This window comes from Streptomyces sp. NPDC058308, from assembly GCF_042880275.1.
Taxonomy (GTDB): Bacteria; Actinomycetota; Actinomycetes; order Streptomycetales; family Streptomycetaceae; genus Streptomyces.
Map to the genome: position 1 here is coordinate 24,017 of NZ_JBHVZA010000041.1, position 21,452 is coordinate 45,468.

Here is a 21,452-nt window from a genome sequence, read left to right on the forward strand (position 1 = left end):
GCGGCTAGCGGCGGATGCGGGTCATCTCCGGGTCGAACAGGGGCTCCTCGGTGACCGTCGCGGGCACTTTCTCGCCGAAGTACTCGACGTGCACGCCGGCGCCCGCCGCCAGGGGCGGCAGCCAGGCGTACGCGACGCAGCGGCCCAGGGTGTACCCGTAGGAGGCGCTGGTGACGTACCCGGCCGGGGCGCCGTCGGCATACACGGGTTCCTTGCCGAGGACGACGGCGGCGGGATCGTCGAGGAGCAGAGCCGTGAGCTTGCGGGTCGGCTCCCCGACCTCTTCGAGCGCCGAACGCCCCACGAAATCACCCTTGTTCATGCGGACCGCGAAGCCGACGCCCGCCTCGTAGGGGTTGTGTTCGGTGGTCATGTCGTGGCCCCACGCGCGGTAGCCCTTCTCGAGCCGCAGGCTGTTGAAGGCGGAGCGCCCCGCCGCGATCACCCCGAGCGCGCGGCCCGCTTCCCACAGCGTGTCCCAGAGGCGGAGCCCGAGATCGGCGGTGGTGTACAGCTCCCAGCCCAGCTCACCGACGTACGACAGGCGCAGGGCGGTCACCGGGACGTGCCCGATGTATGTCTCCCTCGCCCGGAAGTAGCCGAACGCCTCGTGCGAGAAGTCGGCACGGGTGAGCGGCTGGACGAGCGCGCGGGCCAGCGGCCCCCAGACGCCGATACAGCAGGTCCCCGAGGTGATGTCCCTGACGTGGACCGTGTCGGGGGCATGGCGGAGCAGCCAGTCGAGGTCGGCCGGCGAGTTGGCGCCCATCTGGAAGCGGTCCGGGGCGAGCCGCGCCACGGTCAGATCGGAACGGATGCCGCCCGCCTCGTCGAGGAGCAGCGTGTACGTGACCGAACCCGGCCTCTTGGCCAGGTTGTTGGAGGTCATGCGCTGGAGGAAGGCCAGGGAGCCGGGGCCCGTGACCTCCAGGCGGCGCAGCGGCGTCATGTCGTAAAGGGCGACCCGCTCGCGGGTGGCGCGCGCCTCGGCCGCCGCGACGGGGGACCAGTGGCGGGCCGACCAGGCGTCGCGCTCCGGCACCTCGATGCCCTCGGTCAGCGGCGCGTTGGCCTCGTACCAGTGCGGGCGCTCCCAGCCGCCGCCCTCCAGGAAGACCGCGCCCAGCTCCTGCTGGCGGGCGTGGAAGGGGCTGACCCGTAGGGGCCGCGGCCCGTCCATCGGCTGGAGCGGGTGGATGACGTCGTAGACCTCGACGAACTGCCGCGCCCCGCGCTCGGCCACGTACGCGGGGGAGCGCTGCGCGTCCTCGAAGCGCGTCAGCTCGCACTCGTGCAGGTCGAGCGAGGGCCGTCCCTCGACCATCCACTCGGCGACCGCCTTGGCGACCCCCGCGGAGTGCGTGACCCAGACGGCCTCGGCCAGCCAGAAGCCGCGCAGCGCACGGGACTCGCCCAGCACCGGCATGCCGTCGGGCGTGAAGGAGAAGACGCCGTTGAAGCCCTCCGCGATCTCCGCACCCTTCAGCGCGGGAAGCAGCTTCTGGCAGTCCTGCCAGCTCGGCGCGAAGTCCTCCTCGGTGAAGGGGCAGGAGGACGGCATGTCCTCGGCGTCGTCGTACGCGGGGACGGTGAACGGGTCGACGGGCAGCGGGCGATGGGCGTAGGAGCCGATGCCGATCCGGTCGTGGTGCTCACGGAAGTACAGGTCGCGGTCCTGGTGGCGGAGGATCGGCAGGGAGGCCTCCGGCCGCGGGCCGCCCTGCCCGGCGAGCTCGGGCAGGGGCGACGTCTTCACGTACTGGTGGGCGAGCGGCAGCAGGGGTATGCCGACACCCGCCAGCCGCCCGATCACCGGCCCCCAGAACCCGGCCGCCGAGACGACGTGGTCGGCGGGGAACGTGCCGCGGTCGGTGACGACGGCGGTGACGCGGCCGCCGTCCCGCTCGATGCCCGTCACGGTGTGCCGTTCGAGAAAGCGTGCTCCACGCGCGCGTGCCCGTTCCCGCTGCGCCCGGCAGGCGGGCACGGCGCGGGCCAGACCGTCCTCGGGCGTGTACAGCCCTCCGTACACCTGGCTCTCGTCGACGAGGGGCCACAGCTCCTTGCAGCGCGCGGGGCCGACGAGCTCGGCGCGGACGCCCCAGGACGCGGCGAGACCGGCCTTGCGGTGCAGGTCGGCCCAGCGCTCCGGCGTGGTGGCGAGCTCCAGGCCGCCGACCGGGGCGAAGCACGGGAGGCCGTCCATCGCAAGGGAGTTGAACTTCTCCACGGTGTACGCGGCGAACGCGGTCAGCGTCTTGGAGGGGCCCGTCCGGAAGACCAGGCCCGGTGCGTGCGAGGTGGAGCCGCCCGGCGCGGGCAGCGGGCCCTGGTCGAGGACGGTGACGTCGCTCCAGCCGCGGGCGGTCAGCTCGTCGGCGAGCGAGCAGCCGACGATGCCCGCTCCGATGACGACCACGCGGGGCCCAACGGCGCGGCCGGGGCTCACAGGACCACCACCGACCGCAGCACTTCGCCCCGCCGCATCCTCGCGAACGCCTCCTCCACCCGGTCGAGCGCGATGGTCTCGGAGACGAATCCGCCGAGGTCCAGGCGGCGGCTGAGGTACTGGTCGACGAGGATCGGGAAGTCCCGGGTGGGCAGGCAGTCCCCGTACCAGGACGACTTGAGGGCGCCGCCGCGCGAGAAGAGGTCGATCAGCGGCAGATCGACCGACATCTCCGGGCCGGGCACCCCGACCTGGACCAGCACGCCCGCGTGGTCACGCATGTAGAAGGCCTGCTTGTACGTGGCCGGGGTACCGACCGCGTCGATCGCGATGTCGACGCCGTGGCCGCCGGTCAGGTGCCGGACCGCCTCGACCGGGTCCGTGCCGCGGGAGTTGACGGTGTGCGTCGCGCCGAACCGGGTCGCCCCGTCCAGTTTCGCGTCGTCGATGTCGACGGCGATGATCCGGCGGGCTCCGGCCAGGGACGCCCCGGCGACCGCGGCGTTCCCGACGCCGCCGCAGCCGATGACGGCGACGGTGTCGCCGCGGCCCGCGCCGCCGGTGTTCACCGCGGCCCCGTACCCGGCCATCACACCGCAGCCGATCAGGGCGACGGCCTCGGGGCGGGCCGCCGGGTCGACCTTCACCGCCTGTCCGGCGGCGACCAGCGTCTTCTCGGCGAAGGCGCCGATGCCGAGGGCGGGGCTCAGTGGCGTGCCGTCCAGGAGCGTCATGGGCTGCGCGGCGTTGCGCGAGTCGAAGCAGTACCAGGGGCGGCCGCGCAGACAGGACCGGCAGGCCCCGCAGGGCGCGCGCCAGGCGATCACGACGCAGTCGCCGGGGACGAGGCCCTCGACGTCGGCGCCGGCCGCCTCGACGGTGCCGGCCGCCTCATGGCCGAGCAGGAACGGGAAGTCGTCGTTGATCGCGCCCTCCCGGTAGTGCAGATCCGTGTGGCAGACCCCGCAGGCCTGCACGGAGACGAGCACCTCTCCGGGGCCGGGATCTGGCACGACGATCGTCTGCACCTCGACGGGTGCGCCCTTCTTCGGGGCGACGACGGCACGGACCTCGTGGGGCACGGCCAGACTCCTCTGCTGTTGCGCACGGCGTGGCTGTGTTGTTGCGTACTGCACGTTCGGTTGCGCTATGGGAGACATACTGGGAATGCCATCAAGAGGCCGTCAAGAGGGTGGAGTCAAGCCTTCGCAATTCCGTGGGAGCGCCCGGGGAGCAGGCGGCGCACAGGAGGGCGGGGCCGGAACTTCCCGGCCCCGCCCTCAGACGTCCGTACGCTGCGGCGCTCTCCCGGCGGATGCCTCCGGGCGCCCGCGCCCCGGGTCGCGGACCGGCGGCGGGCCGATGCTCAGAAGCCGTACCCCATCCGTCGGGAGAGCTCGACGGACGCCGCTACGGTGCGCTTGGCGAGTTCGGTGAGCCGCTCCTCGGTCAGCCGGTAGACCGGGCCCGACGCGCTGAGCGCCCCGATCACCTTGCCGTCGTGCGCGCGCACCGGCGCGGCCACGGCGGCGAGGCCCACCTCCAACTCCTCGACGGCGACGGCGAAGCCCTGCTCGGCCACCGTCTCCAGCTCGCCGCGCAACGCCGCCGTGCCGGTCACCGTGCGGTCGGTCAGGCGCGGCAGGGCGCGGGCCATCAGGCCCTCGCGCAGCGTCGTCGGCAGGTGCGCGAGCAGCACCTTTCCGCTGGACGTCGCGTGCAGCGGGGTGCGTCGGCCCAGCCAGTTCTGCGCGGTCACCGAGGCGGGCCCCCGGGCCTGCATGATGTTGACCGCTGCGTCGTCGTCCAGGACCGCGATGTTGACCGTCTCGCCCACCTCGTCCGCCAGTTCGCGGCAGACCGGGCCGCCCTCCTGCGAGATGTCCATGCGCACTGCCGCCGCCCCCGCGAGGCGGAGTACACCCGCACCCAGGAAGTACTTCCCGCGGTCCTTCGCCTGGCCGACCAGGCCGCGGTTCTCCAGCACCCCGAGGAGCCGGAAGGCCGTCGACTTGTGGACGCCCAACTCGTCGGCGATCTCGGTGACTCCGGCCTCCCCGTGCCGCGCGAGGATCTCCAGAACACTCACCGCGCGGTCCACGGACTGGACGGATCCGGCCGCCCCCTTCGGCTGCCTCTCCCGCGGTTTCCCGTCCGGCGCCCTGTTCTGATCAGCCTGTTTCCGCTCGCCCGTCATATCTGAACTCTCACCACCTGGCGGCCTGTTGAAGCCGCGTTGTCGGGAAGCCCTTGACGCGATGGGCACCCCACCCGGATTCTGTTGCGCATAGCGCTCCCTCGTGCGCCATGCGAAACATCATGTTACCGAAGGGTCGTGGCCCCCAGAGGGGCCGGGACCGGGCCGAACGACACCAGAGGGGGGCCCATGATCCCCGTATGCCGCCTTGCAGACCTCCCCGCGGGCGAGTCCGTCCGCCTCGACACCACGCCGCCCGTCGCGGTGTTCAACGCCGACGGCGAGCTCTTCGCCATCGATGACACGTGCAGCCACCAGAACGCCTCCCTGTCGGAGGGGTGGCTGGAGGGCTGCCTGGTCGAATGCCCGCTGCACGCCGCGTCATTCGATCTCCGGACCGGCAGGCCCACGTGCCTGCCCGCGCGCCGTCCGGTACGCACCCACCAGGTGTACGTCGAGGACGGCGTGGTCCATGTCAGCCTCGACACCGACGTCCGCATCGCCACCGAAGCGGGAGCCGCCGAGAAGGGATCCGCGGCATGAGGACCGTCATCGTGGTGGGTGCCTCGCTCGCCGGACTGTACGCGGCGCGGGAACTGCGCGCCCAGGGGTTCGACGGCAACCTGACCGTCGTCGGCGCGGAACAGTATCCCCCGTACGACCGGCCGCCCCTGTCCAAGGACTTCCTCACCGGCGGCGGGGACGAGCACCAACTCGCCCTCTGTGACGAGGAGGAGACGGCGGAGCTCGCCGCCGAGTGGGTCCTCGGCACCCGTGCGCGCGCCCTCGACGCGCGCGGCCGCACGGTCGTCCTCGACGACGGCCGCACCCTGGCGGGCGACGGTGTCGTCATCGCCACCGGCGCGTCGGCGCGGCGCCTGCCCGGGCCCTCGCTCGCGGGCGTCCACAGTCTGCGCACCCTGGACGACGCCCGCGCCCTGCGGGCGGAGCTGACCCGTGGACCGCGGCGCGTCGTGGTGATCGGCGGGGGCTTCATCGGGGCCGAGACGGCGTCCTCGTGCGTGGTGCTCGGCCACGAGGTCACGGTCGTCGAGGCCGCGCCGCTGCCGCTCGCGGCCCAACTCGGTCCGGAGATGGCCTCGGTGTGCGCACGGCTCCATGCCCGCGGCGGCGTACGCCTCCTTTCGGGCGTGGGCGTGAGAGGGCTGCGGTCCACGGGAAGCGCCGTCACCGCCGTGGAGCTGTCCGACGGCCGGCTGCTGCCCGCGGATGTGGTCGTCGTCGGCATCGGGGCGGCCCCCAACACCGGCTGGCTCGCGGGCTCGCCGCTCGCCGTGGACGCCGGCGTCCTGTGCGACGACGGCTGTGCCACCGCGCTGCCCCAGGTCGTCGCGGTGGGGGACGTGGCCCGGGTGGGCGGGGTCCGTGCCGAACACTGGACGAGCGCCACCGAACAGCCCCGCGTCGCCGTGGCGAACCTGCTCGCCGGGCGCACGGCGCAGGCGGTGCGCCCCCTGCCGTACTTCTGGTCGGATCAGTACGGCTCCCGTGTGCAGTGCGCGGGGCGGCGCGGCGACGGCGACACCGTACGCGTCGTCGAGGGCTCGCCGGACGTCCTGGAGGAGGGCGGATTCCTCGCCGTCTACGAGCGCGCGGGCCGGACCACGGCGGTCCTCGCGGTCGACCGGGCCCGGTCCTTCATGAAGAAGCGGCGGGAACTCGCGGCCGCCCGGACGCCGGATCCTGCGGGACGCGCGACGGAGCCCGCGGGGGTCTGAGGGCAACCGAAGCCCGCGCCGTTCCCCACGGACTCTCAGGGCAGCCGAAGCCCGCGCCGTTCCCCACACGCTCTCAGGGGTGCGACAACTGCCCCGATCCGCCGCGCCCTGGTATGCGCTCCTTGCCGCGCGCCGCCGCTCTGGTCTGACGGCGCGCCCGGCGCCGCTCACGACGCAGCCGCCGCGCCGTGCTGCTCGGCACCGACACCACTCCGTGCCGTTGGTTCCACACCTGGCGGGTCACCCACACGTCGAGCACGCCCCAGGTCGCCACGACCGTGCTGACCACGCTGCTAAGGGCCATGGGGAAGGAGAGCCAGGAACCCGCGAGGGCGGCCAGGACGGCGATCATCGCCTGCACGAGGGTGACCGCCACTATGATCACGGCCCGCACCGCCGCCGTCCGTACCGGATCAGGCAGCCGCCTCTTGCGGGCGGGCTCCTCGACCCACAACGGCGGCCGCTGCGCCGCCTGTTCGTACCCCTGTCCCTGCGGAACCGGACGCTGGTCAGCCGTCCGCTGAGAAGTCGGCCCCTGCTGAGCCGGGCCTCGCTGAACCGGAGCCTGCTGAGCCGGAGTCCGCTGAACCCTTTGGCGCTCCGCCGTGCCCTTCATTTCGTCACTCCCCCCACTGCTTCGCGGCCGTTCATGGAACACGCGGGACACATCCTCTGGCCGTCCACCGGACCCAACTCACCAGTGGCTGCCCGTTTTACTGCCCTTTATGTCGGCTGTCCGACGACGTGTCCCGTGCACCGCGACTCTCTTCCTCTTGGACGAACGGGAGATCCGAAAGATTCCCGCCCCGGTTCCGCGGAGCGAAGAAAACCGGCCAACTGGCCTGCGGGGAAAGGCGGATGGGCCCGGGCAATACGTGCCACATGCTGGGTCGCAATCTCCCGTAATGGAGGGACAACTGGGGACGCCTCTTTCGCGTCACGGCTGAAAAGCGTTCGGATGTGCCTTCGAGTTGCCCGTGAGTCAGTAGTAGGCTCGCGCCGTTTGTTGACGCACATGTGTGCCCCTGGCCCGTGCAACGGCCTCAGGGGGCCGATCTGGGGGAGGCCATGCGCTTTCGCGGGAAGTCCATCCGCCGGAAGATCGTGGCGCTGCTGCTCGTGCCGCTGCTCTCCCTGACCGCCATCTGGGGTTTCGCCACCGTCATCACGGGGCGCCAGGCGCTGAGCCTGATCGACACGGTGAACGTCGTCGACAAGCTCGCCTTCCCGGTCGAGGACACAGCGCGCGTCATCCAGCAGGAGCGCCGCCAGACTCTGGTCTATCTCGCCGACCCGCGGGCCTCGGACGCCCTGGCCGGGTTGCGCCGCAGCCGTACGGCGACCGACAAAATGATCGCCAAGATCCGGGCCAACGCCGAGGATCCGGACGTCCGTGACGGGGTCGGCGGGGACTCGCGGAAACGGCTCGACGAGCTCGTGGAAGCCTTCGACGGCATCCAGCCGCTGCGCAGGAGCGTCGCGGAGGGCACGATCACCAGGGCCGGCGCCCTGAACATGTACACCAAGCTGATCGACCCGTACTTCGACCTGCTCAGCACCCTGAACGGCTACTCCGGTCTCGACGACATGGAGTACGACCAGCAGGGCCGCGCGCTCGTCGGCGCGACCCGCGCGCGGGAACTGCTCTCCCGCGAGGACGCGGTGATCGGTTCGGCGCTCGTCGCGGGCCGGATCACCAAGGCGGAGATCCGGCAGGTCACCGAGCTCCGCGCGCAGCGCACCCTCCTCTTCGAGGTCAACTTCGCGCAGCTCTCCGAGGAGGACCGCGGCCGCTACGAGCGTTACTGGAACGGCACCGAGGCCCAGCAGCTGAACAAGGCCGAGAACGATGTCATCGAGGCCGGTACCCGCGCTCCGGACGTGGTGACGTCCGGCCACTGGGACGAGACGGCGGGCCGGGTCCTCAAGCAGCTCTCCGAACGGAACATCGAGGCGACCGACAACTTCCAGGACCGCGTCGAGCCCGCTGCCGTCGGCGTGATCGTGCGGGTCATCGCGGCCGGTGTGCTCGGTCTGCTCGCGCTGCTGTTCTCGCTCTTCCTCTCCGTACGCATCGGCCGCGGCCTCATCCGCGACCTGCGCCGCCTGCGCCTGGAGGCCCACGAGGCGTCCGGCGTCCGGCTGCCGGGCGTGCTGCGCAGGCTGGCGGCCGGCGAGCAGGTCGACGTGGAGACCGAGGCGCCCAGGCTGACCTTCGGCAAGGACGAGATCGGGCAGGTCGGGCAGGCGCTCAACACCCTGCAGCGCGCCGCCGTCGAGGCCACCGTCAAACAGGCGGACCTGCGCCGCGGCGTCTCCGAGGTCTTCGTCAACCTCGCCCGCCGCAGCCAGGTGCTGCTGCACAAGCAGCTGACCCTCCTGGACACCATGGAGCGCAGGACCGAGGACACCGACGAACTCGCCGACCTCTTCCGCCTCGACCACCTGACCACCCGCATGCGGCGGCACGCCGAAGGCCTGGTGATCCTCTCCGGAGCCGCCCCTTCGCGGCAGTGGCGCAAGCCCGTCCAGCTCATGGACGTCGTCCGCGCCGCCGTCGCCGAGGTCGAGGACTACGAACGCATCGAAGTGCGCCGGCTGCCCCGCATCGCGGTCACCGGCCCCGCGGTCGCCGACCTCACGCACCTCCTCGCCGAACTCCTGGAGAACGCCACGGTGTTCTCGCCCCCGCACACGGGGGTGCAGGTCCTCGGCGAGCACGTCGCCAACGGCTTCACCCTGGAGATCCACGACCGGGGCCTCGGCATGACGCCCGACGCACTCCTCGACGCCAACCTGCGGCTCGCGGAGACCCCCGAGTTCGAGCTGTCGGACACCGACCGGCTCGGCCTGTTCGTGGTCAGCAGGCTCGCGCAGCGCCAGCGCGTCCGCGTCTCGCTGCAGCCCTCTCCGTACGGCGGCACGACGGCCGTCGTCTTCATCCCCGAGTCCCTGCTCACCGACGACGCGCCCGACACCGGCGGCTACCGGCTCGACCGCCCGCAGAGCAAGGGCGCCGTGGCGGGCCCCGACAAGGCGGCCGAGCGCACGGCGGCACTCGCCCAGGTGCCCGTGCAGCTCCCGGGGCTGCCCGCCTCCGTCATCGACGGCCCCGTCGAACTGGAGGCGCCCGTCGGCCTCGCGGACCTGGACCGCTTCCCCGGCGCCCTCGACGACGAGGACAGCGAGCGCGGCGGTCTCTTCCGGCCGCGCCGCCGGGTGGCGGGCACACCGGGCGAACAGCACCAGCAGGCCCGCGACGACCGCGAGGCGGGCCGCGCGGAGCCGACGCGGCTGGACGCCGGTCCCACTCACCTGGACGACGCCGACGACGCTGACGACGAGGCCCACGGCGGTCCCGTGCCGCTGCCGCGCCGCAGGACCCCGAAGCTGGTCCGCTCGAACGGCCGCCCGGTGACGCACAGCAGGCCGCAGGACAGCCGGTTCCCGGAGGGCAGGACCCAGGACAGCCGGTTCCCGGCGGACAGGCCCCTGGCCCCGGCCGCCGAGGACGAGCTCCCGGAGCGCCCGCAGCAGCCGGCCTGGCCCGACCTGTCCCCGCCGCACCGGGACGTCACGGCCGCCGACGACCCGTCGCCCGAGCCCCCTCGTCGCGGCCACCGCTCCGCGCCGCAGGACCGGAGCACCCCCACGACCGCCCCGGGCGGACTGCCCCGCCGTGTCCGGCAGGCCAGTCTCGCCCCGCAGTTGAAGGCCGGACCCGACCGCAGCCCCGAACGCGCCGAGACCCGGCCGGAGGAGCGTGACGCGGAAGAGGTCCGCAGCCGCATGGCCTCGCTCCAGCGGGGCTGGCAGCGCGGCCGCGACGAGAACGCCGCGGGCGACGATGCCACGAACGGCACAGCACCAGGAACGACATCCGAGGGGGACGGTCGATGACCGCACCGAATGCCGACGCACGCACCACGACAACCGGCGGGCGGGGAGAGCTGAACTGGCTCCTCGATGATCTGGTCCAGCGCGTCGCCAGCATCCGCAAGGCACTCGTGCTCTCCGGCGACGGCCTGCCGACCGGCCTGTCGAAGAACCTGACCAGGGAGGACAGCGAGCACCTCGCGGCCGTCGCCTCCGGGTTCCACAGCCTCGCCAAGGGAGTCGGGCGGCACTTCGAGGCGGGCAGGGTCCGCCAGACCGTGGTCGAGCTCGACGACGCGTTCCTCTTCGTCACGGCGGCGGGCGACGGCAGCTGTCTCGCGGTCCTCGCCGACGCGGACTCCGACGTCGGCCTGGTGGCGTACGAAATGACGTTGCTGGTCAAGCGGGTGGGCGTGCATCTGGGGACGGCTCCGCGCACGGATCTGCCCGCCGGGGGGTAGTGGGAGGTCATGACTGACGACGGTCGAGGGACGCAGAGAACGACAGAGGCCAAGCGGAGATTAGCGGGAGCGCAGGAGACGGCCCGCTGGTTCGACGACGACGCCGGCCCCGTGGTGCGGCCGTACGCGATGACACGCGGCCGCACCACGAGCACCGGGCAGCACCGGCTCGACCTGATCGCGGTCGTCATCACCGAGGCATGGGCGGCGTCCGGTGTCCCGGAGGCCGACCAGACGCTGTCTCCGGAGCACGTGCACATCGTCGAGCTCTGCCGCGACACGCCCCAGTCGGTCGCCGAGCTGGCGGCCGAGCTCGATCTGCCCATCGGTGTGGTGCGTGTTCTCATCGGGGACCTCGTCGAGGACGAACTGGTGCACGTGACCCGCCCCGTGCCCCCCGCCGAGCTGCCCGACGAGAGTATTCTGCGCGACGTGATCAGCGGCCTCCGGGCGCTCTGAGCAGCGCGGAAGCGGGAGTGGGAACGTGACTGGCTGGCAGTTCTGGGTCGACAGGGGCGGCACCTTCACCGACATCGTCGCGCGCCGCCCGGACGGCGGCCTCCGCACGCACAAGCTCCTCTCCGACAACCCCGCGCGCTATCGGGACGCGGCGGTCGCCGGCATCCGTGAGCTGCTCGACGGCGCCGGGGCCGGCGGCCCCGCGGACCTCGACGCCGTCCGCATGGGCACCACCGTCGCCACCAACGCCCTCCTGGAGCGCAAGGGCGAGCCCACGGCCCTGGTCATCACCCGGGGCTTCCGCGACGCCCTGCGCATCGCCTACCAGAACCGCCCGCAGATCTTCGCCCGCGAGATCGTCCTGCCCGAACTCCTCTACGACCGGGTCATCGAGGTCGACGAGCGGGTCACCGCCGAAGGCGACGTCCTGCGCGCCCCCGACCTGGACGGCCTGGCGGGACCACTGCGGGAGGCGTACGACGCCGGGATCCGCTCCGTGGCGGTGGTCTGCGTGCACAGCCACCTGTACCCCGCCCACGAACAGGCCGTCGGCGAACTCGCCGCCCGTACCGGCTTCCCCCAGGTCTCGCTCTCCAGCGAGGTCAGCCCGCTCATGAAGCTCGTCCCGCGCGGGGACACCGCGGTCGTCGACGCCTATCTGTCGCCGGTCCTGCGCCGCTACGTCCAGCACGTCGCCGACGAACTCGACGGTGTACGGCTGATGTTCATGCAGTCGAACGGCGGGCTCGCCGAGGCCGGCCAGTTCCGCGGCAAGGACGCGATCCTCTCGGGCCCGGCGGGCGGCATCGTGGGCATGGCCCGCATGTCGCACCTGGCCGGTTTCGACCGCGTCATCGGCTTCGACATGGGCGGCACGTCGACGGACGTGTCGCACTACGCCGGCGCGTACGAGCGGGTCTTCACCACACAGATCGCCGGGGTCCGGCTGCGCGCCCCGATGCTCGACATCCACACCGTCGCGGCGGGCGGCGGATCCGTGCTCCACTTCGACGGCAGCCGCTACCGCGTGGGCCCCGACTCGGCGGGCGCGGCCCCCGGCCCGGCGAGTTACCGCGGCGGCGGACCGCTCACCGTCACCGACGCCAACATCGCCCTGGGGCGCGTGCAACCCGACCACTTCCCACGGGTGTTCGGCCCCGAGGGGAACCAGCCCCTCGACAGCGAACTCGTCCGGGAGCGCTTCACGGCCCTGGCCGACGAGATCCGCGCGGCGACGGGCGACGACCGCACCCCCGAGCAGGTCGCCGAGGGGTACCTGCGCGTCGCGGTGGCGAACATCGCGGGCGCCGTCAAGCGCATCTCGGTCCAGAAGGGCCACGACGTCACGCGCTACGCCCTCACCACGTTCGGCGGCGCGGGCGGCCAGCACGCCTGCATGGTCGCCGACTCGCTCGGCATCCGCACCGTCCTCGTACCGCCGATGGCCGGGGTGCTCTCCGCCCTCGGCATCGGACTCGCCGACACCACGGCGATGCGCGAGCAGTCCGTGGAGGCGCCCCTGACGTCGTCCTCGATGCCGCACGTCCTGAAGACCGCCGACGCCCTGGAGAGCGCCGCCCGCGACGAACTCCTCGCCGAGGACGTGCCGGCCGACCGCATCCGCGTCACCCGCCGCGCCCAGCTCCGCTACGACGGCACGGACACCGCCCTGACCGTGGAGCTCACCGGCCCGGACGCCATGACCCGGGACTTCGAGAACCGTCACCGCGCCACCTACTCCTTCACCCTCGACCGGCCCGTCGTCGTCGAGTCCCTCTCCGTGGAGGCCACCGGGGTCACCGAACCGCCCGACCTCTCGGCCCTCGCGGGCACGGTGACCCGCGGCGCCCCGCTCCGGGTCCGCCTGCACACCGGCGGCGCCTGGCGCGACGTACCCCTGCATCGCCGTGCGGAACTGCCGCCCGGCGACACGGTCACCGGGCCGGCGGTCATCGTCGAGGACGGTGCCACGACCGTCGTGGACGACGGCTGGCGGGCGGCGACCACGGACGCGGGACATCTGGTCATGGAACGCGTCGCGGAACCGGAGAGTTCCACCGCGAGCACCACCGCGGACCCCGTCCTCCTCGAAGTCTTCAACAACCTCTTCGTGTCCATCGCCGAACAGATGGGCGCCCGCCTGGAGTCCACCTCCCAGTCGGTGAACATCAAGGAGCGGCTCGACTTCTCCTGCGCGCTGTTCGACCCCGACGGCAACCTCGTCGCCAACGCTCCGCACATCCCCGTCCACCTGGGCTCGATGGGCACCAGCGTGAAGGAGGTCATCGAGCGGCGCGGCACAAACATGCGCCCCGGAGACACCTACGCCGTCAACGACCCGTACCACGGCGGCACCCACCTGCCCGACGTCACGGTCATCACACCGGTGTTCGACAGGCCGGGGGAGCACGGCACTTCGGGGGAGCGCATCCTCTTCTACGTCGCCTCGCGCGGCCACCACGCCGAGATCGGCGGCATCGCCCCCGGCTCCATGCCCGCCAACAGCCGCACCATCGAAGAAGAGGGCGTCCTCTTCGACAACTGGCTTCTTGTGGAAGAGGGCCGTTTCCGCGAGGCCGAGACCCGTGCCCTGCTCACCGACGCCCCCCACCCCTCGCGCAACCCGGACACCAACCTCGCCGACCTGCGCGCCCAGATCGCCGCCAACCGCAAGGGCGTCGACGAAGTCATGCGCATGGTCGACGACTTCGGCCTCGACGTGGTCCAGGCCTACATGCGGCACGTCCAGGACAACGCCGAGGAATCCGTCCGACGCGTCATCGACGTCCTGGAAGAGGGCGAGTTCGCCTATCAAACCGACTCGGGTGCCACGATCCACGTCCGTGTCACCGTGGACCGCGGGGAACGCTCGGCGACCATCGACTTCAGCGGTACGTCACCGCAGCTCGCCACGAACTTCAACGCCCCCTTCGCGGTGGTCAACGCCGCCGTCCTGTACGTCTTCCGCACCCTCGTCGCCGACGACATCCCGCTCAACGACGGCTGCCTGCGCCCCCTGCGCATCATCGTGCCGCCCGGCTCGATGCTCTCGCCCGAGCCGCCCGCGGCCGTCGTCGCCGGGAACGTGGAAACCTCCCAGGCCATCACCGGCGCGCTCTACGCCGCCCTGGGCGTCCAGGCCGAGGGCTCCGGCACGATGAACAACGTCACCTTCGGCAACGACCACCACCAGTACTACGAGACGGTGGCCTCCGGCTCCGGCGCGGGCGACGGCTTCGACGGCGCGTCCGTCGTCCAGACCCACATGACCAACTCACGGCTCACCGACCCCGAAGTCCTTGAGTGGCGGCTGCCCGTCCTCCTGGAGGAGTTCGCCGTACGCGAGGGCAGCGGGGGCAGCGGCAAACAGCGCGGCGGGGACGGCGCCGTGCGTCGCATCCGCTTCCGCGAGCCGATGACGGTCTCCACTCTGTCGCAGCACCGCAGGGTCGCGCCGTACGGCATGGCGGGCGGCGCCCCCGGAGCGCTCGGCGCCAACCGCGTGGAACGCGCGGACGGCACCGTCGAGGAGCTCGCCGGCAGCGACTGTGCCGACCTGGGCCCCGGCGACGTACTCGTGATCGAAACCCCCGGCGGCGGCGGATACGGACCGTCGCCTCGCGACACCAATGATCCAGGAGAAGTGAGCGATGATCTTCAGGCGTTCTGAGCGCGGCAAGGCCCCCGTCGAGCCTGTCACGCTGAAGATCCTCGTGGCGGGCGGCTTCGGCGTCGGCAAGACGACGCTGGTCGGCGCGGTCAGCGAGATCAAGCCGCTGCGCACGGAGGAGACCCTCAGCGAGGCCGGCCGCCCCGTCGACGACACGAGCGGTGTCGCCGGCAAGCACACCACCACGGTGGCCATGGACTTCGGCCGCATCACCCTCCGGGAGGACCTGGTCCTCTACCTCTTCGGCACGCCGGGGCAGGACCGCTTCTGGTTCCTCTGGGACGAGCTGGCCACCGGCGCGCTGGGCGCCGTCGTCCTCGCCGACACCCGCCGCCTGGAGGACTGCTTCGCCGCCGTCGACTACTTCGAGCGGCGCTCCATACCCTTCGTCGTCGGCGTCAACTGCTTCGATGGCGCCTCCCGTTACCCTGCGGAGACCGTGCGCCAGGCGCTCGACCTCGACCCCGAAGTGCCCGTCGTGATGTGCGACGCGCGCGACCGCGAGACCGTCAAAGAGGTCCTCATCGACGTCGTCGAACACGCGATGGCGCTGGCCGCGGCGGCCCGGGAACCGGCCACTACGTAGCGCGCGGTCAGCATGCGGCCACCGCTGCGGCCCGTACCCCCGCCGACCGGGGTACGGGCCGCAGGTCCGTTCGGCCCGGCCCGTCAGCCCGCGCCGTCCTCCAGCCAGCCGAAGCTCCGCTCCACCGCCTTGTGCCAGTTGTGGAACTCACGGTCGCGTGACTCGGCATCCATCCGCGGTGTCCACTCCACGTCCTGCTGCCAGTGCGTCTTGAGCTGGTCGAGGTCGTTCCACACGCCGGTTGCGAGACCGGCCGCGTACGCGGCGCCCAGACACGTCGTCTCGGAGACCTTGGGCCGGATCACGGGCACCCCGAGGACGTCCGCCTGGTGCTGCATCAGCAGGTTGTTCTTGGTCATGCCGCCGTCCACCTTGAGGGTGGTGATCCGCACCCCGGAGTCCTGGTACATGGCGTCCACGACCTCGCGGGTCTGCCAGCTGGTCGCCTCAAGGACCGCACGCGCGAGGTGCGCCTTGGTGACGTACCGGGTCAGTCCCGTCACGACGCCGCGCGCGTCGGAGCGCCAGTACGGGGCGTAGAGGCCGGAGAAGGCCGGCACGATGTACGCCCCGCCGTTGTCCTCCACGCTCGCCGCGAGCGGCTCGATCTCGTCGGCCGAGCGGATGATGCCGAGCTGGTCGCGGAACCACTGCACCAGGGCGCCGGTGATGGCGATGGACCCCTCCAGGCAGTACACGGGCGCCTCGGAGCCGATCTTGTACCCCATCGTCGTGAGCAGCCCGCTCTTCGACGCGACGGGCCGGTTGCCGGTGTTGAGCAGCAGGAAGCTGCCTGTTCCGTACGTGTTCTTGGCCGTCCCCGTGTCGTAGCAGGCCTGCCCGAAGACGGCTGCCTGCTGGTCGCCGAGGGCGGAGGCGACGGGCACTCCGGAGAGCTGGCCCACGGCCGTCCCGTACACCTCGGCCGACGACCTGATCTCCGGCAGGACCGCCTCAGGCACGTTCATCGCCGACAGGATCGACTGGTCCCACTGGAGCGTCTGCAGGTTCATCAGCATGGTGCGGCCCGCGTTGGTGACGTCGGTGACGTGCTTGCCGCCGTCGGTGCCGCCCGTGAGGTTCCAGATCAGCCAGGAGTCGATCGTGCCGAAGGCGATCTCGCCGCGCTCGGCGCGCGCCCTGAGCCCCGGCACGTTGTCGAGCAGCCAGGCGGCCTTGGGCCCGGAGAAGTAGCTCGCGAGGGGCAGCCCCGTCTGTTCACGGAAGCGGTCCTGGCCGTCCGCGCCGCCCAGTTCGTTGCAGAGCGCCGCGGTGCGGGTGTCCTGCCACACGATCGCGTTGTGCACGGGCTTGCCGGTGGCGCGGTCCCACAGGACCGTGGTCTCGCGCTGGTTGGTGATGCCGAGCGCGCTCAGCTGGTCGGCTCGGAGCCCGGCTTTGGCGATCGCCCCCGCGACCACCGCCTGCACCTTGGACCAGATCTCGGTGGCGTCGTGCTCCACCCACCCCGGCTTGGGGAAGATCTGGCGGTGCTCACGCTGGTCCACGGCGACGATCGCGCCGTCCTGGTCGAAGATGATGCAGCGGCTCGAGGTGGTGCCCTGGTCGATGGCGGCGACGAATTTCTCGGAGCTGTCCGGCATGGCTACCCCTTGATGACCCTTGGTGAGAAGACTCAGAAGGCTGCGTTGTAGATGAGGCCCGCGAGGGCTCCGCCGATCAGCGGTCCGGCCACCGGAATCCAGGAGTAACCCCAGTCGGACGTGCCCTTGTTGGGGATCGGCAGGAACGTGTGCACGATGCGCGGACCGAGGTCGCGCGCCGGGTTGATGGCGTAGCCCGTGGGGCCGCCGAGCGAGAGACCGATGCCGACGACGAGGAAGGCCACGATGAGCGTCTGCGTGCCGGACTCGCCGAGCCCCTTGGTCAGGCCGAAGGCGAGGATCGGCAGCACCAGCGCGACGGTCGCGATGACCTCGGTGATGATGTTGGCGACCGGGTTCCGGATCTCCGGGACGGTGGAGAAGACGCCGAGCGTCGGCGTCGGCTGGTGCACGCCTTCGGAGTCGCCCTTCGCGCCGCGCGTGACGTTGGCCTGGAACTGGGCGAAGTAGACGAGGTACGCCAGGACGGCGCCGAGCATCGCGCCCGCCATCTGCCCGAGCACGTAGACCCAGACCTGGTCCCAGTCGCCGGTGTCGATGGCGATGCCGAGCGTGACGGCGGGATTGAGATGGCCACCGGAGAGCGGCCCCGCGGTGTAGGCGCCGGCGAGCACACCGAAGCCCCATCCGAAGGCGATGACGACCCACCCGGAGGCCTTCGCCTTCGAATGGCTGAGCGTGACGGCGGCGCACACGCCCGCGCCGAGAAGAATCAGAATCGCGGTGCCGATGACCTCACCGACGAAGACGTCCCCGTTCGAGTACATGGCGGCTCCTAGGCCCTCGCCCGGGGCGGTGCGCCCCGGTCCTCCGTGCAGGGTGCGTTTCCCACGACTACTGCCTGGATACGTCCGGCTGATGCAGCCGGAGGCAGGGAGTCTCCCGCGCCCCGCCCGGCGCCCATGGCGAGTGTGCCGTCACAGCCGTACCGCCCATGGGGGATGACCTGTTGACCAGGCCCTTCGCACGGGCCCTTCGCGCGCACAGAGGCTCTGGGCGCCGGGGGGCCGAGGAGTGGCGACGCCGACTGACACCCGGAAGTGTTCACCGATGGTGATGGAGCGTCAAGGTCGCGGACGGCACCGGTTGACCGGGGTGACGCGGCCCCCGCCGTCGGGTCTCAGCGCACCGCGACGACCGAGGAACCATGGCCGAACAGACCCTGGTTCGCGGTGATCCCCACGCGCGCCCCTTCGATCTGCCGTGCCCCCGCGGCTCCCCTCAACTGCCAGGTGATCTCGCAGACTTGAGCGATGGCCTGCGCGGGCACGGCCTCACCGAAGGATGCGAGGCCCCCGCTGGTGTTCACCGGCACGCGCCCGCCCGGCGCCGTCGCCCCGTCCCGCAGCAGTTTGGCCCCCTCGCCCTCGCCGCACAGCCCCAGGTCCTCGTACCACTGCAGTTCCAGCGCGGTCGACAGGTCGTAGACCTCGGCCAGCGATATGTCCTCGGGGCCGATGCCCGCTTCGTCGTACGCCGCCCGCGCGATGGACGCGCGGAACGTGCCGTCGGCCGGGGGCACGACCGCCGCCGAGTCGGTGGCGATGTCCGGCAGATCGAGCACCGTGGTCGGATACGTCGGCGAGACCGTGGACACCGCGCGGATCCGCACCGGATCGGCCGCTCCGTGCCGCCGCGCGAACTCCATGCTGGTGAGCACCAGGGCCGCGGCGCCGTCCGAGGTGGCGCAGATGTCGAGCAGCCGCAGCGGGTCGGCCACGACGGCCGAGGCGGCGACCTCCTGCGTGGTGACGGTCTTGCGGTAGCGCGCGTTCGCGTTGAGTGCGCCCGCGGCCGCGTTCTTCACCTTGACCTGGGCGAAGTCCTCAAGGGTGTCCCCGTGCACGGCCATCCGGCGGCGTGCGTAGAGCCCGAAGTAGGCGGGGTTGGTCGCTCCGAGGAGCCGGAAGCGCAGCCAGTCGGGGTCGTCCGCCCGGTCCCCGCCTGCGGGCCGGAAGAACCCCTTGGGGGCCGCGTCGGCGCCGACCACCAGGACCACGTCGGCCATGCCCGCGAGGATCTGCGTACGCGCCGTGCTGATGGCCTGGGCGCCGGACGCGCAGGCCGCGTACACGCTCGCGACGCGCGCGCCCTGCCAGCCGAGCGCCTTGGCGAAGGTCGCCCCTGCCACGTACCCGGGATAGCCGCCGCGCACGGTGTCCGCGCCGACGACCGAGCGCACGTCCCGCCACTCGATCCCGGCGTCCACGAGCGCCGCGCGCGCGGCCGTCACCCCGTACTCGACGAACGAGCGCCCCCATTTGCCCCAGGGGTGCATGCCCGCGCCGAGCACCGCCACCTCGCCGGTCATGCGCCCACCCCCACGGGCCGCCAGTGCCACGTCGTCCACGTCGTCTCGTCGTCCTCGTTCAGCACGCCGGGCACGACCTCCACCTCCATGCCGACCTCCAGGTCGGCCACGGAGACCCCGGGAACCGACTGCCCGAGCACCACCATGCGCTCCGCCGCCAGCTCCACTGCGATCAACGTGTAGGGCTGCCAGGGAAGTTCCGGGTCGGAGACATAGGGTGCGGGCGGCCGGTAGCGGCCGTCGGTGTACGACCAGACACGCCCGCGCCGCGACAGTGGCACCTCGGCCAGCTCCCCGCCCCGGCAGCCGGGGTTGCGGCAGTACCCGTCCTCGCGGGGGAAGAAGACGCAGGCGCACGCCGAGCAGCGCGTGCCCAGAAGACGGAAGTCGTCACCCTGCCCGGTGAACCAGTTGGCCACCACGGGTGTGTGCGTACGCGACAAGGCTCCTCCAGGCAGCAGATCTGACGGAACGTCAGAAGTGTGCCACGGGCAACCGTATTCCGTCAGGGGGTACGGGGCCGAGCCGCGGTGAACCGGACAGCCCTCTCCTGCGTCCGAGTACCGGGGGAGGGTGTCCGGGACCGACGGGGGTGCCCCGGACGCCCTCTCCGCAGCTGCCCTCACTTCCCCCGCAGCGAGCTCCGCGAGACGGGGAAGTCGAAGTAGGTGTCGGGGAACAGCTCCGGCTTGTGCGTGAAGTGCCACCACTCCTCGGGGAGATTGGCGAAGCCCTCCTTGGAGAGCACGTTCCGCAGGACATCGCGGTTGGCGCGCTGCTTTCCGGCGATCCGGGGATCGTCGGTGTGCGAGAGCGTGTCGAAGCAGTCGTAGCCCGTCCCCATGTCCACGGAGTTGTCCGGGAAGCGCTCGCTCCGCGGCCCGAAGCACGGCGTGAGCCGCTCACCAGGGATGTACGGACGGGTCGGCACCGCAGGAAGCCGCACCACGGTCAGATCCACCGTCGAACCCCTGCTGTGCCCGGACTTCTCGGCGATGTACCCGTCCGCGAACAGCCGCGACTTGTCGACACGCGGATAGAACTCGGCCTTCATGCGCTCGTCGCCGAGGTCCTTGCCCCAGCGCACGAAGTGGTCGACGGCCCGCTGTGGCCGGTAGCAGTCGTACACCTTCAGGGAGTAGCCCTTGCGCAGAAGAGCACGCTGCGCCCTGTGCAACGCCTTCGCGGCGGGCTCGGTGAGGATGCACATCGGCTTCCGGTAGCCCTCGATGGGCTCACCCACGAAGTTGTGCGGCGTGAAGTAGCGCATCTCCTGGATGATCGTCGGGTCCACGTCGCGCAGCGCGACGAACTCCTCGGGCGCCTTCGGCTCGGGCTTCGCGTGCGCGGGGGAGGGGGCGGCGGCCACGGCCAGCAGAGCGGCGGCGCAGACGGCGAGATTCCGCAGGGCGGGGAGCTTCGGGAGAGAGGGGAGATTCCGCGAGGCGGGGAGAAGTCCTGTCATGCTCCCTGCGTCTACCAGGACCCCGGGCACCCGCGAAAGACCGGCGCGTCGGCGATCGGATACAGTCCGCGGCGTGTCCGCATCCCCACACCACACCAACTCCCCTCCGAACACCCACTGTTCACGCTGTGGAGCCCTCTTCGAAGACCAGCCCTCCGGCCGGGCCCGCACCTGCGCCGCCTGCGGCGCGGTGACGTACCGCAACCCGCTGCCCGTGGCGGTCGCCCTGCAGCCCGTCTACGACACCCAGGGCACCGGCCTGGTCGTCATCACCCGCACCATCGCCCCCGCGCGCGGAGGCATCGCTCTGCCCGGCGGGTTCATCGACGACAGGGAGGACTGGCGCCACGCCGTCGTCCGCGAGCTCAAGGAGGAGACCGGCATCGGCGCGGACAGCCGCGACGTCCGCCTCGCCGACGCCATGAGCGCCCCCGACGGCTACCTGCTCCTCTTCGGCCTCCTCCCCGAACGCCCCGCCGCCGACCTGCCGGCGTCCGTGGCGACCGACGAGACCGAAGGCTGGGACGTGCTGCGCCGACCGGACGAACTCGCCTTCCCGCTGCACACGGTGGCGGCAAGCGCGTGGTTCGAGGGCCGCTACTGACCCTCCTGCG

Annotated in this window: 17 protein-coding genes; 8 read left to right on the forward strand and 9 right to left on the reverse strand. The window is 71.8% G+C overall.

What is annotated here, in order from left to right:
* Positions 1-4: 4 nt before the first annotated feature.
* The 3 genes from ACFVYL_RS34720 to ACFVYL_RS34730 form a co-directional block, all read right to left on the reverse strand.
* Positions 5-2,419 carry an FAD-dependent oxidoreductase gene (locus tag ACFVYL_RS34720; RefSeq protein WP_389723216.1) on the reverse strand — a complete coding sequence of 805 codons (2,415 nt, stop codon included), beginning with the start codon at positions 2,417-2,419 and terminating at the stop codon, positions 5-7.
* 26 nt (positions 2,420-2,445) lie between these two features.
* Positions 2,446-3,531, reverse strand: coding sequence for an S-(hydroxymethyl)mycothiol dehydrogenase (locus ACFVYL_RS34725; RefSeq protein WP_389723219.1), 1,086 nt, complete (start codon positions 3,529-3,531; stop codon positions 2,446-2,448).
* A 284-nt stretch (positions 3,532-3,815) separates the two neighbouring features.
* Positions 3,816-4,646: an IclR family transcriptional regulator gene (locus ACFVYL_RS34730; RefSeq protein ID WP_389723222.1), complete on the reverse strand. Its 831-nt coding sequence runs from the start codon at positions 4,644-4,646 to the stop codon at positions 3,816-3,818.
* Positions 4,647-4,835: 189 nt separating this feature from the next.
* Here ACFVYL_RS34730 and ACFVYL_RS34735 point away from each other — a divergent pair, with 189 nt between their 5' ends.
* Positions 4,836-5,189: a bifunctional 3-phenylpropionate/cinnamic acid dioxygenase ferredoxin subunit gene (locus ACFVYL_RS34735; RefSeq protein WP_389723225.1), complete on the forward strand. Its 354-nt coding sequence runs from the start codon at positions 4,836-4,838 to the stop codon at positions 5,187-5,189.
* Positions 5,186-6,385 carry an NAD(P)/FAD-dependent oxidoreductase gene (locus ACFVYL_RS34740; protein ID WP_389723228.1) on the forward strand — a complete coding sequence of 400 codons (1,200 nt, stop codon included), beginning with the start codon at positions 5,186-5,188 and terminating at the stop codon, positions 6,383-6,385. The genes ACFVYL_RS34735 and ACFVYL_RS34740 overlap by 4 nt, the downstream gene beginning before the upstream one ends.
* A gap of 73 nt (positions 6,386-6,458) precedes the next feature.
* Here the strand turns inward: ACFVYL_RS34740 and ACFVYL_RS34745 are convergent, their stop codons facing one another.
* A complete protein-coding gene (locus ACFVYL_RS34745; RefSeq protein WP_389723231.1) occupies positions 6,459-7,001 on the reverse strand; it encodes a hypothetical protein in 543 nt (180 codons plus the stop codon).
* A 452-nt stretch (positions 7,002-7,453) separates the two neighbouring features.
* Between ACFVYL_RS34745 and ACFVYL_RS34750 the strand changes: the two genes are divergently transcribed.
* Genes ACFVYL_RS34750 through ACFVYL_RS34770 form a run of 5 tightly spaced genes read left to right on the forward strand, consistent with a single transcriptional unit; the run spans position 7,454 to position 15,437 of the window.
* On the forward strand, positions 7,454-10,285 hold the full coding sequence (locus tag ACFVYL_RS34750; protein ID WP_389723233.1) for a nitrate- and nitrite sensing domain-containing protein: 2,832 nt from the start codon (positions 7,454-7,456) through the stop codon (positions 10,283-10,285).
* Entirely contained in the window at positions 10,282-10,722 is a 441-nt protein-coding gene (locus ACFVYL_RS34755; RefSeq protein WP_361726875.1) for a roadblock/LC7 domain-containing protein, read from the forward strand. Before ACFVYL_RS34750 ends, ACFVYL_RS34755 begins: the two co-directional genes overlap by 4 nt.
* A 9-nt stretch (positions 10,723-10,731) precedes the next feature.
* A complete protein-coding gene (locus ACFVYL_RS34760; protein WP_389723236.1) occupies positions 10,732-11,181 on the forward strand; it encodes a DUF742 domain-containing protein in 450 nt (149 codons plus the stop codon).
* 25 nt (positions 11,182-11,206) lie between these two features.
* Positions 11,207-14,851 (forward strand): hydantoinase B/oxoprolinase family protein, encoded by a 3,645-nt coding sequence (locus ACFVYL_RS34765; RefSeq protein WP_389723239.1) that lies wholly within the window; start codon positions 11,207-11,209, stop codon positions 14,849-14,851.
* Positions 14,832-15,437, forward strand: coding sequence for an ATP/GTP-binding protein (locus tag ACFVYL_RS34770; protein WP_389723241.1), 606 nt, complete (start codon positions 14,832-14,834; stop codon positions 15,435-15,437). Before ACFVYL_RS34765 ends, ACFVYL_RS34770 begins: the two co-directional genes overlap by 20 nt.
* A gap of 83 nt (positions 15,438-15,520) precedes the next feature.
* On the opposite strand, the gene glpK is transcribed toward ACFVYL_RS34770, so the two are convergent.
* The 5 genes from glpK to ACFVYL_RS34795 all read right to left on the reverse strand — a co-directional run bounded on the left by glpK (position 15,521) and on the right by ACFVYL_RS34795 (position 20,838).
* Complete coding sequence (gene glpK, locus ACFVYL_RS34775) at positions 15,521-17,041, reverse strand: glycerol kinase GlpK (protein ID WP_389723244.1); 1,521 nt, start codon at positions 17,039-17,041, stop codon at positions 15,521-15,523.
* 32 nt (positions 17,042-17,073) lie between these two features.
* Positions 17,074-17,829, reverse strand: coding sequence for an MIP/aquaporin family protein (locus ACFVYL_RS34780; protein WP_389723247.1), 756 nt, complete (start codon positions 17,827-17,829; stop codon positions 17,074-17,076).
* Positions 17,830-18,182: 353 nt separating this feature from the next.
* A complete protein-coding gene (locus tag ACFVYL_RS34785) occupies positions 18,183-19,373 on the reverse strand; it encodes a lipid-transfer protein (protein ID WP_389723250.1) in 1,191 nt (396 codons plus the stop codon).
* Positions 19,370-19,795, reverse strand: a complete 426-nt coding sequence (locus tag ACFVYL_RS34790; RefSeq protein WP_389723272.1) for a Zn-ribbon domain-containing OB-fold protein — start codon at positions 19,793-19,795, stop codon at positions 19,370-19,372. Before ACFVYL_RS34790 ends, ACFVYL_RS34785 begins: the two co-directional genes overlap by 4 nt.
* A 200-nt stretch (positions 19,796-19,995) precedes the next feature.
* Positions 19,996-20,838, reverse strand: coding sequence for a M15 family metallopeptidase (locus ACFVYL_RS34795; RefSeq protein WP_389723253.1), 843 nt, complete (start codon positions 20,836-20,838; stop codon positions 19,996-19,998).
* Between the two features lie 73 nt (positions 20,839-20,911).
* On the opposite strand from ACFVYL_RS34795, the gene ACFVYL_RS34800 reads away from it, so the two are divergent.
* A complete protein-coding gene (locus tag ACFVYL_RS34800) occupies positions 20,912-21,442 on the forward strand; it encodes an NUDIX domain-containing protein (protein ID WP_389723255.1) in 531 nt (176 codons plus the stop codon).
* Positions 21,443-21,452 lie beyond the last annotated feature (10 nt).